This is a genomic window from Streptomyces sp. NPDC090119 (genome assembly GCF_044747085.1).
Classification (GTDB): domain Bacteria; phylum Actinomycetota; class Actinomycetes; order Streptomycetales; family Streptomycetaceae; genus Streptomyces.
In genome coordinates this window covers 762915-776894 of record NZ_JBIVDK010000004.1, presented here as the reverse complement: position 1 = coordinate 776894, position 13980 = coordinate 762915, and the positions used below count along the sequence as shown (strand labels likewise).

12 protein-coding genes are annotated in these 13980 nt (G+C 71.5%); 7 read left to right on the top strand and 5 right to left on the bottom strand.

Annotation, left to right across the window (positions count from 1 at the left end):
• Positions 1 to 33: 33 nt before the first annotated feature.
• Positions 34 to 2181, top strand: coding sequence for an OmpL47-type beta-barrel domain-containing protein (locus ACIPPM_RS21240; RefSeq protein ID WP_401450158.1), 2148 nt, complete (start codon positions 34 to 36; stop codon positions 2179 to 2181).
• A gap of 273 nt (positions 2182 to 2454) precedes the next feature.
• The gene (locus tag ACIPPM_RS21235) at positions 2455 to 3882 is read left to right on the top strand and encodes an alkaline phosphatase family protein (protein ID WP_401450004.1); all 1428 of its coding nucleotides are present in this window, start codon (positions 2455 to 2457) and stop codon (positions 3880 to 3882) included.
• 36 nt (positions 3883 to 3918) lie between these two features.
• Here the strand turns inward: ACIPPM_RS21235 and ACIPPM_RS21230 are convergent, their stop codons facing one another.
• Together ACIPPM_RS21230 and ACIPPM_RS21225 are read right to left on the bottom strand one after the other, a co-directional pair.
• The gene (locus ACIPPM_RS21230; RefSeq protein ID WP_401450002.1) at positions 3919 to 4638 is read right to left on the bottom strand and encodes a hypothetical protein; all 720 of its coding nucleotides are present in this window, start codon (positions 4636 to 4638) and stop codon (positions 3919 to 3921) included.
• 47 nt (positions 4639 to 4685) lie between these two features.
• A complete protein-coding gene (locus ACIPPM_RS21225) occupies positions 4686 to 5939 on the bottom strand; it encodes an MFS transporter (protein WP_401449999.1) in 1254 nt (417 codons plus the stop codon).
• A gap of 73 nt (positions 5940 to 6012) precedes the next feature.
• Here ACIPPM_RS21225 and ACIPPM_RS21220 point away from each other — a divergent pair, with 73 nt between their 5' ends.
• Positions 6013 to 7005, top strand: coding sequence for a GlxA family transcriptional regulator (locus ACIPPM_RS21220; RefSeq protein ID WP_401449997.1), 993 nt, complete (start codon positions 6013 to 6015; stop codon positions 7003 to 7005).
• Here the strand turns inward: ACIPPM_RS21220 and ACIPPM_RS21215 are convergent.
• Complete coding sequence (locus ACIPPM_RS21215) at positions 6983 to 7900, bottom strand: aminoglycoside phosphotransferase family protein (RefSeq protein ID WP_401449995.1); 918 nt, start codon at positions 7898 to 7900, stop codon at positions 6983 to 6985. The two genes, ACIPPM_RS21220 and ACIPPM_RS21215, sit on opposite strands and share 23 nt — an antisense overlap.
• Positions 7901 to 7983: 83 nt before the next feature.
• Here ACIPPM_RS21215 and ACIPPM_RS21210 point away from each other — a divergent pair, with 83 nt between their 5' ends.
• The 4 genes from ACIPPM_RS21210 to ACIPPM_RS21195 all read left to right on the top strand — a co-directional run bounded on the left by ACIPPM_RS21210 (position 7984) and on the right by ACIPPM_RS21195 (position 12354).
• The gene (locus tag ACIPPM_RS21210) at positions 7984 to 8775 is read left to right on the top strand and encodes a hypothetical protein (RefSeq protein ID WP_401449993.1); all 792 of its coding nucleotides are present in this window, start codon (positions 7984 to 7986) and stop codon (positions 8773 to 8775) included.
• A 367-nt stretch (positions 8776 to 9142) separates the two neighbouring features.
• Positions 9143 to 10870 carry an ATP-binding cassette domain-containing protein gene (locus ACIPPM_RS21205; RefSeq protein ID WP_401450156.1) on the top strand — a complete coding sequence of 576 codons (1728 nt, stop codon included), beginning with the start codon at positions 9143 to 9145 and terminating at the stop codon, positions 10868 to 10870.
• A 133-nt stretch (positions 10871 to 11003) separates the two neighbouring features.
• A complete protein-coding gene (locus ACIPPM_RS21200; RefSeq protein ID WP_401449991.1) occupies positions 11004 to 12020 on the top strand; it encodes a glutathione S-transferase family protein in 1017 nt (338 codons plus the stop codon).
• Between the two features lie 28 nt (positions 12021 to 12048).
• Positions 12049 to 12354 carry a DUF4235 domain-containing protein gene (locus ACIPPM_RS21195; RefSeq protein WP_401449989.1) on the top strand — a complete coding sequence of 102 codons (306 nt, stop codon included), beginning with the start codon at positions 12049 to 12051 and terminating at the stop codon, positions 12352 to 12354.
• Between the two features lie 63 nt (positions 12355 to 12417).
• On the opposite strand, the gene ACIPPM_RS21190 is transcribed toward ACIPPM_RS21195, so the two are convergent.
• A complete protein-coding gene (locus ACIPPM_RS21190) occupies positions 12418 to 12810 on the bottom strand; it encodes a VOC family protein (RefSeq protein WP_401449987.1) in 393 nt (130 codons plus the stop codon).
• Between the two features lie 75 nt (positions 12811 to 12885).
• Positions 12886 to 13845 carry a Dyp-type peroxidase gene (locus ACIPPM_RS21185; RefSeq protein ID WP_401449984.1) on the bottom strand — a complete coding sequence of 320 codons (960 nt, stop codon included), beginning with the start codon at positions 13843 to 13845 and terminating at the stop codon, positions 12886 to 12888.
• Positions 13846 to 13980 lie beyond the last annotated feature (135 nt).

Below are 13980 nucleotides of genomic sequence, written 5' to 3'. Positions count from 1 at the left end.
CTGTACACCGCGCTGCTGGGCGCGCTGCTGCTGATGCTGGGGCTCACCTCGACGACCGCGTACGGACGCGACCGTGACCGGGCGGCGGCGGCCGCGCAGACGCTGACGTGGACGACGAGTTCGCGCACCGATCAGTACGCGAGTTTCCCGACGACGGCGGTGGCCGGTGCGGCGACCCTCGTCTTCGAGAACAGCACCGCGACCGGCAATGACATCGGCATGCCGCACACGCTGACCTTCGACGTGTCGGACCCCGAGTACAACCACGACGTACCGGTGAACATCCTGGCCAACCCCGGCGACGACAGCGGCGGCAAGCACTCGGTCAACGTGACGCTGACGCCCGGCCGGTACCGCTACTTCTGCAGCATTCCCGGTCACAGCCAGATGCAGGGCATCCTGACGGTGACCGAGCCCGGCGGCGAGGACACCACGGCGCCGACGGCCTCGGCGAAGGTCGACGGGCAGCGGAACGCCGACGGCGCCTACGTCGGCTCGGCCAAGGTCACGGTGTCCGCGACGGACGACGCGTCCGGCGTGAAGTCGATCGAGTACGCGGTCGGCGCGGACGGCCCGTGGCAGGCGTACACCGCGCCGGTGGTCGTCGACCAGGTCGGCTCGCACACCGTGCGCTACCGCGCGACCGACCAGGCGGGCAACGTGGCCGCCGAGAAGTCCGTGACCTTCAGCGTGGTCGCCCCGCCGACGGACGACACCACCGCCCCGGAGACCTCCGCGACAGTGAGCGGCGAGAAGGACGCCAACGGCGACTACCTGACGATGGCCACGGTCACCGTGACCGCCTCCGACACCGGGTCGGGCGTCAACACCATCGAGTACGCGGTCGGCGCGGACGGTGCCTGGAAGGCGTACACCGCTCCGGTGATGGTGCACGAGGTCGGGTCGCACACCGTGCGCTACCGGGCCACCGACAAGGCGGGGAACGCGGCCGCCGAGAAGTCCGTGGCCTTCAAGGTCGTCGCCCCGCCCGCCGAGGACACGACCCCGCCCGAGACCTCGGCGACCCTCGACGGCACCAGGAACGCGAACGGCGCGTACGTCACGAGCGCCAAGGTCACCGTCAACGCCTCGGACTCCGCGTCCGGGGTGGCCCGGGTCGAGTACTCCCTCGACGGCGGCCCGTACCTGGCGTACTCGGCCGCCGTGGTCGTGGACCGGCTCGGCTTCCACACGGTGGCGTACCGGGCGACGGACAAGGCGGGGAACACCTCCGCGGCCAAGAGCGTCACCTTCACCGTCGCGCAGGGCGGCGGCGTCCCGGCGCCGAACTGCCCCGAGTACGACGAGCGGCTCACCGTCATCGTGGGCACCGTCGACACCGGTGTGCCGAACCGGCTGACCCGCAGCCGGTGTACGATCAACGAGCTGATCGAGGACGAGAAGGACTGGTCGTCGCAGGCGCTGTTCCTCAAGCACGTCGACGGCGTGCTGGACCGGCTCCTCGCGGACTCGGTCATCGATCAGCGCGAGTTCGACAAGATCACCAAGGCCGCCAAGCAGTCGAAGATCGGCAAGCCCGGCCAGACCACCGGGTACCGCGACCTGTTCGACGGCACCCCGGCGTCTTTGGCCAAGTGGGAGCAGGTCGGTGGCGGCAAGTTCGCGCTGACCGGCGACGGCGCCATCACCAGCAGCACGACCGTGCCGGGCATGGGCATGCTGTGGTTCCCGGAGCGGAAGTACGGCGACTTCTCGCTGAAGCTCCGGTTCCGCGACGACGCGCCGGGCACGGGCAACGCCAACGGCGGTGTCTTCATCCGGTTCCCGAACGTCCACAACCACCCCGAGGAGTCCCGCCCCGAGTGGGTCGCCATCAACTACGGGCACGAGATCCAGATCCTCGACAGCCCCACCGGCGACATGTACAAGACGGGCTCGGTCTACGGCTTCGACCGGGTGGGCCTGGGCGGCGCGGGGGTCACCCCGAAGGGCACCTGGAACGACTACGAGATCCGCGCGGAGGGCCAGCACTTCACGATCCTGCGCAACGGTGTCGTCATCAACGAGTTCGACAACGTCGGCGGCCAGGTCTTCACCCCGCCCCGCGCGGGTGACCCCGGCACCGATGGCCGACGCTACGCGACGGGCTACATCGGGCTCCAGGTGCACAGCACGTCGGACGTGATCTCGTACCGCGACATCCGGATCAAGGAGTTGTAGGCGACGGGACCGTGGGGCTCTCACCGCTTCGGCGGTGGGGGCCCTTCCCGTCTCCCCGCCCCTCTCCCCTGAACGCGCGGCAACCCCCGTGCAACGTACAGGCATTGAGGGTCATGGACTGTTCAAGCCGTTCCCGCGCGTTGGCCACTTGTTCACCGCCCACCCCTGACGCGTCCTGCCGGGAGGGGCGGAGAGTGAGCGGCGGCCCGGCTTCCGCCGGGTGGAACCGACACTCCACCGGAGCGCGTTCCGCGCGCTCGAGAAGGGACGACCATGGCCGAGTTGACCCGTCGTAGAGTCCTGGGATCGACCGCCGGCGTGATGGGTGGCGCCGCGGCCCTGTCCCTGCTTCCACCGAGCGTCCAGAAAGCCGTCGCCGCCGAGCCGCCCAAGGGCGGTTCGCTGCGCGACATCGAGCATGTCGTCCTGCTGATGCAGGAGAACCGGTCGTTCGACCACTACTTCGGCACGCTCTCCGGAGTACGCGGCTTCGCCGACCCGCACGCGCTGAAGCTGGACACCGGGCGCAGCGTCTTCTACCAGCCCGACGCGGTGAACCCCAAGGGCTATCTGCTGCCCTTCCACCTCGACACTCACTCCTCCAGCGCCCAGGCCATCCCCTCCACCAGCCACGCCTGGTCCGTGCAGCACCAGGCGTGGAACAACGGCAGGATGGACCAGTGGCTGCCCGCCCACCGCGCGGCCGACGGCGTAAACGGCCCCTATGTGATGGGCTATTACACGCGCGAGGACATCCCGTTCCAGTTCGCGCTCGCGGAGACGTTCACGATCTGCGACAACTACTTCTGCTCGGTGTTCGGGCCGACCTGGCCCAACCGGCTGATGTGGATGACCGGTTCGATCGACCCCGGCGGCACGAAGGGCGGCCCGGTCATCAAGAACGCGGCGCCCAAGCCGTACCAGTGGACCACCTACGCCGAGCGGCTCCAGGCGGCCGGGGTCAGCTGGAAGGTGTACCAGCAGGACGACGACTACGGCTGCAACATGCTGGAGCAGTTCGCCGCGTTCAAGAACGCCGCCCCCGGCTCCGAGCTGTACGAGCGCGGGGTGCGTCCGCAGCCCGAGGGCACCTTCGAGGACGACGCCCGCAACGACCGGCTCCCGGCCGTGTCCTGGATCATGCCGACCAGCTTCCAGTCGGAGCACCCGGACTATCTCCCGGCGGCGGGCGCGGACTTCGTCGCGTCGAAGATCGAGGCGATCGCGTCCAACCCGAAGGTGTGGCGCAAGACCGCGTTCATCCTCAACTACGACGAGAACGACGGCCTGTTCGACCATGTGCCGCCGCCGGTGCCGGCCGCGGGGACGCCGGACGAGTTCGTGCAGGGGTTGCCCATCGGGGGTGGCTTCCGGGTTCCGGCGATCGTCATCTCGCCCTGGACCGTCGGTGGTTGGGTCGCTTCGGAAGCCTTCGACCACACCTCGGCGCTGCGGTTCCTGGAGCAGTTCACCGGGGTGGCGGAGCCCAACATCAGCGACTGGCGCCGCGACACCTTCGGTGACCTCACCAGCGCCTTCCGGTTCCGCTCCGGCCGCCCGCGCCCGCCGCGCCTGCCGGACGACACGGCGGAGCAGCTGGAGAAGGCGAAGGAGGAGGTGGCCACGCTGCCGAAGCCGACGCTGCCCGGAGCGGACCAGACCTTCCCGCGCCAGGAGCACGGGCGCCGACCGCACGTGTGAGCCGTCCGGGCCGGTGCCGTTCGCGGCACCGGCCCGTCAGTGCACCGGGTCGCCCGCCGCCACGCGGTGCGTCTCCAGCTCGCCGTCGGCCAGCAACTCCTCGATCAGCGCCTCGCCGCCGCCCACATAGGTGCTGACCAGGTCCACGTCCCCGCCCAGACACCAGGCGCGGTCCCGCGGCCACCACAGGTCGGGCAGCTCGGCGAACTCGTCCCACGCCACCGGCGACACGGCGTAGGAGAGGGGCCCTTCGAGGAGCACCTCGTCCCGGTACGGGGTCTCGAAGGTGGGGAAGCGGGAGAAGTCCCACCGCCCGTACCCGTCCCACAGGCCGAACCAGCACTGGTCGGCGGTACGGGTGTGCCGGGCCAGGACGGGGATCAGCGCCTCGGCGATGTCGGGCGGAGTCGGCCCCTCCGCCGGGTACTCGTCCCAGACTCCGGGCAATCCGTACTCCGCGCCGTACCGGTCCCGACCGGTCACCTCACGCCAGTCGGCGTTCGGCGTCATCGTCCGCCCATGTGCGGCGGCCACGTCCCGCCACCGCACCGGCCGCTCGTCCAGCCAGGCCGGATGCAGGACCCTGACGTACGCGTCGAACCCGGGCGCCACGACACCGGCCACCGTGCGGGAGTGGTCACGGCCCTCGAAGCGCTCGCCGAGCCAGCGGGCGGGCGCCAGGTCGGTGGACCGTACGCGCAGACGTCCGTACAGGTCCGGGGCGGGGTTCTGGCGCATCGTGGGGTAGTCGTCCATCGGCGGCAGTCTGCCCCACCGGGGCGGTCAGTGCCCCACCGAGGCGGTCATTGCTCGACCGCCAGGGACAGCAGGGCCGCTGCCGCGCAGGCCGCCGCGAGGGCGAGCCACACCGGGTCGTACGTGCCGAACGCGTCGCGGGCCGCCCCGGCGAGGAAAGCGGCCAGGGCGGCGCCGAGTTGGTGGGCGGCGTTGGTCCAGCCGAAGACGATGGCGCTGTCCTCGCCCCAGTGCAGGCGGCACAGGGCGGTGGTCGGAGGGACGGTGGCCAGGTCCAGGAGACCGAAGAGGACCACGAAGGCCAGCATCGGCGCCCGCACGGTGGCCGTCATGATCAGGGGGAGGACGAGCAGCAGCAGCCCGCGCAGGGTGAAGAAGACGGCGAGGAGCCTGCGGGCGTCCCCGCGGTCGGTGAGCCGACCGGAGGCGACCGTCCCGGCCACGTTGAACACCCCGATGCCCGCGAGCAGCGTCGACGCGGTGGTCACGGGCATGCCGTGGTCGTGGGCGGCCGGGGCGAAGTGGCTCCACATGATGCCGTTGGTGGACGCCCCGCAGACGGCGAACGCCCCCGCCAGCAGCCAGAACGGTGCCGTCCGCGCGGCATCCCTCAGCACCGTCAGCGTGCGCCGGGCCGCACCGGGCACCGGCGCGGGCCTGGCCACGAACACCGCACTTCCGTAGGGGCGTTGGCCGAGGTCGGCGGGGTGGTCGCGCAGCACGAGCGCCACCAGCGGGACCACCGCGAGCGCGGCGAGCGTGAGGGTGCCGAGCGCGGGGCGCCAGCGGTGGTGGTCGATGATCCAGGACAGTCCGGGCAGGAACACCATCTGGCCCAGCACGCTCGCCGAGGACAGCAGGCCCGTGACCAGGCCCTGGTGCCGGGCGAACCAGCGGTCGGTCACCGCCGCGCCGAGCGTCATCGACAGCGCCCCCGTACCCGCCCCGACCAGGAGCCCCCAGAGCAGGGTGAACTGCCACGCGGCCGTCATCATGGTCGTCAGCCCCGCCCCCGCGGCGACCGTCAGCAGGGCGGCCGCAACCACGCGCCGTACCCCGAACCGGTCCGACAGCGCCGCCGCGTAGGGGGCGGTGAGGCCGTAGAGGACCATGTTCACCGACACCGCCCACCCGATGGAGCCGCGTGACCAGCCGAAGTCGTGGCGCAGCGGGCCCTGGAGGATGCCGGGCAGCGTGGAACAGGCGCCCGCGACGACGATCGCGGTGCCGGTGACGGCCGCGACCCACCAGGCGCGGTGACCGGTGACGGACTGACGGGGAACTCGGATCGCCTCGCTCATGGTGATCCATGCTTCGTCGTGCGCGACCGCCCTCACCACTGGCCGCCTGGACAGCGAGTGAAAGAATCCGGTCATGGAGGGTGCGAAGCGACACCATGTGGTCGTCCTGGTGCGTGCGGGACTGATTCCGATGGAACTCGGCATCGTGCACCGGCTGTTCACCACCGCCACCGATCCCGAGGGGCGGCCGTTGTACACGGTGCGTACGTGTGCGACCGTGCCGGGCGTGGTGGCGACCGACACGGACATCGGCGTCCACGTCCCGCACGGCCCGGAGATCCTCCGGGACGCGGACACCGTCGTCGTCCCGGCCGCCGTCGAGGACTACCGGCCGCAGCGGCGGGGGCGGCTCGACCCCGAGGTACGGCGGGCGCTCGCCCTCGTGCCCGGCGGGGCGCGGCTCGCGTCGATCTGCACCGGGGCGTTCGTGCTGGCCGCCGCCGGGCATCTCGACGGTCGGCGGGCCACCACGCACTGGAAGTCCTGCGCCGAGCTGGCCGCCCTGTATCCGGACACCGACGTCGACCCCGACGTGCTGTACACCGACGACGACGGGGTGCTGACCTCCGCCGGGGTGGCCGCCGGGGTCGACCTGTGCCTGCACATGATCCGCGCCGACCACGGGGTGGAGGTGGCCAACGCGGTCGCCCGCGACACCGTCGTCCCGCCGCACCGGGAGGGCGGGCAGGCGCAGTACATCGAACGGCCGGTGCCCCGGGAGTCCGGCCCCTCCCCCACCGCGGCCGCCCGCGCCTACGCCCTGGAGCACCTCGGCGAGCCGCTCACCCTGGACGACCTCGCCCGGCGGGCCGGTGTCAGCGTGCGCACGCTCAGCCGCCGCTTCCGGCAGGAGACCGGTGCGACGCCGATGCGCTGGCTGGCCGAGCGGCGTCTCGACCATGCGCGGCGCCTCCTCGAACGCACCGACCACCCGGTGGACCGGGTCGCGGCCGACGCGGGGTACGGCACCGGCACGGCGATGCGGCTGCACTTCCGGGAGGCGCTCGGCGTGTCACCCCGCGCCTACCGGAACACCTTCCGCGTCAGGACCGGACCGACGCCGTGAGCCGCCGCAGTGCCGCCTGCCCCGGCGGCCCCCACGTCGGCTTGCCGCCGGGGCGGCCCTGGTCGCCCGCGTGGCCGATGTGGATGCCGGAGAGGGCGCGGAGCACCGCCCAGCCGCGGGCACGGCGCAGCGTCGCGGGGTCCGGGGCCGGGTGGTAGGCGGCGTGGAAGCGGTCGATGGCGCCGTCCGGGAGGAGCAGCCAGGCGGAGGCCAGGTCGAAGGCGGGGTCTCCGGCGAAGAGGTCGCCGAAGTCGATGACACCGCAGAAGGTGCCGTCGGTGGTGAGGATGTTGGCGGGGTGCAGGTCGCCGTGGAGCCAAAGCCGGGGGCCGGTCCGGCCGGGCGCGGCCGCCGCGTCCTCCCAGACCGCGCGGACGGCGTCCGGGTCGTGGACGAGGCCCAGTTCGGCGGCCCGGGCGAGCGCGCCGGTGAAGCCTTCGGCGGTGTCGGCCAGGCGGCCCCCTCGGTCCCGGCCCACCGGTGCCTCGTCGGGGGCGCGGCGGTGAAAGGCGGTCAGGAAGGCGGCCAGGGTGTCGGCCGCCTCCTCTGGGCGGGTCGCGGGGGCGCGGTCGGCGGGCTCGCCCGGTACCCAGGTGGTGACGAGCCAGGGGCGCGGGAAGCGTGCGGAGGGTTCACCGAGGCGCTGCGGGACGGGGATCGGCAGGGGCAGCCCCTCCGCGAGGAGCGGCAGCCAGGTGTGCTCCTTGCGCAGCAGCGCGTCCGCCGACTCCGTCGCCCAGGGCATGCGGACGGCGAGGTCGTCGCCGAGCCGCCACACCTGGTTGTCCCAGCCGAGCGCGCCCAGCTTCAGGGGGCGGTCCGCCAGGTCGGGGTACTGCTCGCGCAGCAGATCCCGGATCAGGTCCGCCGTGATGTCCGTCCCGGTGACTGTCATGGGGAGCAACGTAGCGGCAACGGCTTAGGCCGGATGCCGGTCCGGGATGCGTGCCCTGCCGGTCGCGCCGGAAGATTCTGATCATGCGGAACTCCTCTGACACTCCGTCCTGTCCCCGATACGCGCGGCGCGGTGGTGCCCGGCACGCCATATCCGCGGCCGTCGTCTGCGGTGCCCTGCTGGCGGTGACCACGGCCTGCGCGGACACCGGCGGCAAGGCCCGCTCCGGTGGCGCGGCGGGCAACGGCAACCCGGCCGTGTCCGGCTCCTCCCGCCCGGCGACCGGGACCGGCGTCCCCGGCGTCGGGGAGCGGATGGGCCGGCAGATCCCGGCCGACACCCGGCAGCTGGTGGTCGTGTACGGCGACGACCGGGACTCCGCCGAGGGCCTGGCCGTGCTGTACGAGAAGCAGGGCGCCCAGTGGAAGCAGTCCGCGAGCTGGCCCTCGCACAACGGCCGCCGGGGCTGGACGACGGACCATCAGCTCGACGACGAGCGCAGTCCCGTCGGCGTCTTCTCCCTCACCGACGCCGGAGGCACCCTGCGCAGTCCGGGCACCAAGCTGCCGTACTGGTACGACGACAACGCCTACGCGGCCTCGGTGGCGGACCCGGACGACGAGGCGCACGCGCACGACTTCGACTACGTCATCGCCATCAACTACAACCGGCTCAAGGGCGCCCCGCCCTACGACTGGAACCGCCCCGAGGGCGTGGAGAAGGGCGGCGGCATCTGGCTGCACCTGGACCACGGTGACGGCACGTCGGCCTGCGTGACCGTCCCGGAGGCAGGCATCAAGACCCTCCTGGGCACGCTCGACCCCGCCGACCACCCCATGGTGGTGATGGGCGACCGCGCACGCCTCAAGGGCTGAGCGGAACCCATCCGTCACACGCGTATCGGCCGTGGCGATTCGGCCAGGGCCGGGCCGAGGCCCGGCGCGGTGAGTCCTACGACGTGTTTCCGGGGCTCCCGGAACGACGCCCCTCGATGCGGACTCCGCTGCGGCCGAAACACGTGTGTTCGATAAAGGTCTCCCTCTCGTTGACTCCGGTGCCGCACCTTCACCGGCTTCCACGACCTGAGGAGACGCGCAGTTGAGCACCTCCACCCGTACCGTCCCACCGCCCGCACCGGCGGAGATCAACTACTCCGGGCACTACTCCGTCAACCCGCTGGGCGAGGCGAGCTTCCGCAGCCTGTGCGCCCAACTCCCGCGTGTGCTGGGCCGGATCACGGCCATGGCCTGGGCGATCGACCGCCGCGCCGTCCTGCTGCTCCTCGCCTGCCAGGTGGCGACCGGTGTGTCGGCCGCCGTCCTGCTCACCGCCACGGCCCGGGCGATGACCCCGCTGCTCGGTGCGGGCGCGATGGCGGACCGGCTGCGCGCGGCCCTCCCCGCCCTGGTCGTCGTCGCCTGCGCGAGCGCCGTCGCCCGGACCGCGCTGGCCGTCGCCCGCTACGCCGAGCGCCGGATCACTCCCCGGCTGATGACCGCCACGGACACCACCCTGGTCGAGGCCGTCTGCCGGGTGGAGGCGGCCGCCTGCGCGGTGGACGGCTTCTCGGACCGGCAGGAAGCCGCCGAGATGGGCGTGACGCGGACGCAGGTCATGGTGATGGACGCCCAGCGCTTCACGTCGGCCCTGATCAGGATGGTCACCGCGGGCACCGTCGTCACCGTGCTCAACCCGCTGGTGCTGCCGCTGCTCCTGCTGGCCGTCGCCCCGGCCGCCGTCGGCGCCGTCCTCACCGCGCGGGTGGACTACGACATCCACTACGCCAACATCGCGGACCGCAACGTCCGGGGCATGACCCGCTGGTGGGCGACGACCCCGAAGTACGGCGACGAGGTCCGCGCCAACGGCATGACCGACTACCTCCTGTACTGGTACCGGGCCCTGTCCGAGCGGGTCGACCGGCGCACCCTCGCCGCCGCTCCGAGGACGCTGCGGATCGCGCTGTCCTCCTCCTTCGCCGGGGGCGTGTTCCTCACCGCGACCTGGGGGATGCTCGCCTGGCTGGCCGTCACCGGCCGGGTCGCGCCGGCCGTCGCCGCCACCGCCGTGGTCGCGGTGCAGACCACGCTGTCCGCGCTGTCCCAGCTGGTCATGGAGGGCGCGGCGGTCTTCCACACCAGCCTCTACCTCGGTGACATGCAGGCGTTCTTCGACCACGCCGCCGAGCGGGCCCCGAGGCGCGGAGGGGCGGTCGTCGAGGAACCGGTGGCGGAGATCCGGCTGGAGGAGGTCAGCTACCGGTATCCGGGCAAGGACCGGGCCGCCGTGGACGGGGTCTCCCTGGCGCTGCGGCGCGGCGACATCCTGGCGGTCGTGGGGGTGAACGGCTCCGGCAAGAGCACCCTGACCCGGCTGATCACCGGCATCTACCTGGCGGACAAGGGCCGGGTGGTGTGGAACGGCACCGATCTCGCGACCGCCGATCCGGCGACCGTCTGGGACAACACCGGTCTGGTGCCGCAGATCTTCGCGCAGTGGCCGCTCCGGGTCCGGGAGAACGTCACCCTCGGCCAGCCCCGCAGCCATGACGACGGCCCGGTGTGGGACGCGGTGGAGGCCGTCGGTATGCGGGACTCGGTGGCGGAGCTGCCCGCCGGGCTGGACACGCTGCTCGCCCGTGAGATCTTCGGCGGCACCGAGCTGTCCGGGGGCCAGTGGCAGCGGCTCGCGTGTTCCCGCGCGCTGTACCGCCGTCCGCCGCTGCTGATCCTGGACGAGCCCACGTCCCAGATGGACCCGCACGGCGAGCACGCCATCTTCGAGCACATCAAGGCGATCTCCGCCGACCGGATCACCATCGTCATCACCCACCGCCTGGAGAACACCCGGATCGCGGACCGGATCGTCGTCATGGACCAGGGCCGGATCACCGAGCAGGGCACGTACGACGATCTCGTGCACGCGGGCGGCACCTTCGCCGACCTGCTGCGGGTGTCCCAGGACCGCTGAGCGCTCCGGCGCGGGTCCCCGCCCGAAAAGGGGGAACGCGTCAGGCGGAACGGAACGGGCCCGTCGCGCCGGAGCGGGCGGCGGGCCCGGCAGGGAACAGCGCGCGGTGCCAGCCGTGCGACGAGGAGGCGACATGGGTGGCGACGGCAACAGCGCCTTGGGCCACAAGAAGTTCAAGCGGTCCCGGAGCCATTTCGCGGACCGGATCACCGCCGACGGACGGGACGGCTGGCCGGTGGAGTCCGGGCGGTACCGGCTGGTGGTCTCTCGGGCCTGCCCGTGGGCCAGCCGGGCGGTGATCTCGCGCCGTCTGCTCGGGCTGGAGCGGGCGCTGCCCATGGCGGTCACCGACCCGGTCCAGGACGACCGGAGCTGGCGGTTCACCCTGGACCCCGGCGGCCGGGACCCGGTGCTCGGCATCCGGTACCTGGCCGAGGCGTACGAGAAGCGGGAGCCGGGGGCGCCCGGCGGGGTGAGCGTGCCCGCGATCGTGGACGTGCCCAGCGGCGAACTGGTCACCAACGACTACCAGCAGCTCACCCTCGACCTCGCGACGGAGTGGACCGAATTCCACCGCGAGGGCGCCCCGGACCTCTACCCCGAGCACCTCCGGGACGAGATCGACGAGGTGATGGCGGAGGTCTACGAGGACGTCAACAACGGGGTGTACCGGGCCGGGTTCGCCTCGGACCAGGAGGAGTACGAGCAGGCGTGCGCCGGGGTGTTCCGGCGGCTGGAGTCGCTGGCCGAACGGCTGGCGGGACAGCGCTATCTGGTCGGGGACACCATCACCGAGGCGGACATCCGGCTGTTCACCACGCTGGTCCGCTTCGACCCGGTCTACCACGGGCACTTCAAGTGCAATCTGTGGAAGCTGACGGAGAACCCGGTGCTGTGGGCGTACGCGCGGGACCTGTTCCAGACGCCGGGGTTCGGGGACACGGTCGACTTCGACCACATCAAGCGGCACTACTACCAGGTGCACTCCGGTATCAATCCGACCGGGATCGTGCCGCTCGGCCCCGACCTCTCCGGCTGGCTGAGCCCGCACCACCGCGAGGAGTTGGGCGGCCAGCCGTTCGGCGACGGCACCCCGCCGGGGCCCGTGGCGCCGCACGAGCGGGTGGGACCACGAGGTCTGCCTGCATGAGGACGGCCTGACGAGGAAGAAGCACGACATGGCGAAGAACAAGACCAAGAAAAAACTCGCGCTCACCTACAAGCCGGTCGGCTTCGCGATGAGCTGGGCAGGCGGCGCGCTGGCCGGACTGGCCTTCCGCAAGGCGTGGATGGCCATACGGCACGAGGAGGACGCCCCCGACGCCCTGGACCGCGACCGCGGCTGGGGCGAGGTGCTGCTCGCGGCGGCCGTGCAGGGCGCGATCTTCGCGGTCGTGCGCAGCGCCGTGGACCGTACCGGGGCCAAGGCCATCGAGCGGACGACGGGCGTGTGGCCGGTGGCCGACAAGGGCGGCCGGGACTGAGCACACGAAGACCGGGGGTGGCGGGCCGATTCGATGCCCGCCACCCCCGGTCTTCGTGCGTGGTCAGCCCTGCTTGGGTGAGGTCGGCGGGGCCAGCCGCACGGTGAAGGAGTGGCCCGACGGGTCGGAGTAGCCGCGCTCCTCGTCCGGGCCCACCGCGTCCCGGGTCTCGATGGGACGGCCGCCGAGCGAGATGATGCGCCGCTCGACCGCGTCCAGGTCGTCCACCATGAACTCGACATGGGCCTGGAGGGAGTTCTCCGGGCGGGGCCAGCTCGGGGGCGTGGCGTTCACATCGCGGCGGAAGGCGATGCGGAAGCCGTCCGCACCCCGGATCTGCACCAGGTTGGCGGAGGCGAGGGTCTGTTCGCCGTCCAGCAACTCCTGGTAGAACGCGGCCAGTTTCTCCGGTTCGGCACAGTCGAGCACCACCACGCCCGCTTTGACCAGCGTCATGCTTCCTCCCAGAAAGTCGCCTCACCCCTGCGACTGTCCAGGCCCACCGGATTCAGTCCGTGGACCTCGCGCGGCTCAGTCCGCGAGGTCGACGAGGAACTTCCGGGCGGGGCAGAAGAAGGTGACTCCGGTGACCGCCCTTGAGTAGTCGAGGATGCGGTCGTGCAGGGGCGGCGGGTCGCCGATGAACATGCGCTCCAGCATCTTCTCGGTGACCCACAGGTGCCGGGAGTAGCCGATGAAGTAGGTGCCGTACTCGCCCTTTCCCGGGGTGGCGAAGGGCATGTTGTCGCGGAGGATGTCGTGCTCGCCCTCGGCGTCCTGGATGGTGCACAGGGTCTTGTGGGACTTCTGGCCCTCGGTCGCGTCGGGGAGTTCGATGTTGTCGAACTTGGTGCGTCCCATGATCTGTTCCTGCGTCTCGGTGGTCTGGGCGCGCCAGTCCTTGAGGTCGTGCAGGTACTTCTGGATGACGACGTAGCTGCCGCCCGCGTACGCCGGGTCCTCCTCGCCGACCAGAGTGGCCGCCGGCAGGGAGAGGCCGATCGGGTTGGCGGTGCCGTCCACGAATTCCAGGAGGTCGCGGCCGTTGTAGTAACGGAATCCGGTGACATCGTCCACGGCGGTCACGGAATCACCGAATGCCTCAAGGAGGATCTTCTCGAATTCGACGACCAGGTCCACCGAATCGGCGCGGATATGGTAAAGGAGATCACCTTCGGTCGCGACCGCGGTGTGCTGGGCGCCGCGGATCTCCTGGAAGGGCTTGAGTTCCTTCGGCATCGGTTTCCGGGTCAGCGGTTCCCAGGCGTGGTGCGAGATTCCGAGATTGCAGGTGAAGATCCCGGTGTTCACCTGGATCTTGATGTCCTTGACCAGGTCCTCGATGCTCGCCACCACCGACCGCGCCTTGTCCATGGCCTCTTCGCCGTCATTGATGGTCAGCACCAGGAACGCGGCCGCGGCGGTCATCGGCGCGTCGATGTACTGCGGCTCGGTCTTCAGATCGTGCTTGGCGACGGCGGTGTAATCCATGGCCTCTCCCGGTGAGCGGCCTGCGGCGTACGCAGGCAGGGCAATGCGTGACGACGGAATCCGGCCAGTCCAGCATCCGACACCGCGAGGCGCTCCGCCACCGGCGCCGGGGACACAGAGGTCCGCCAAACAGGT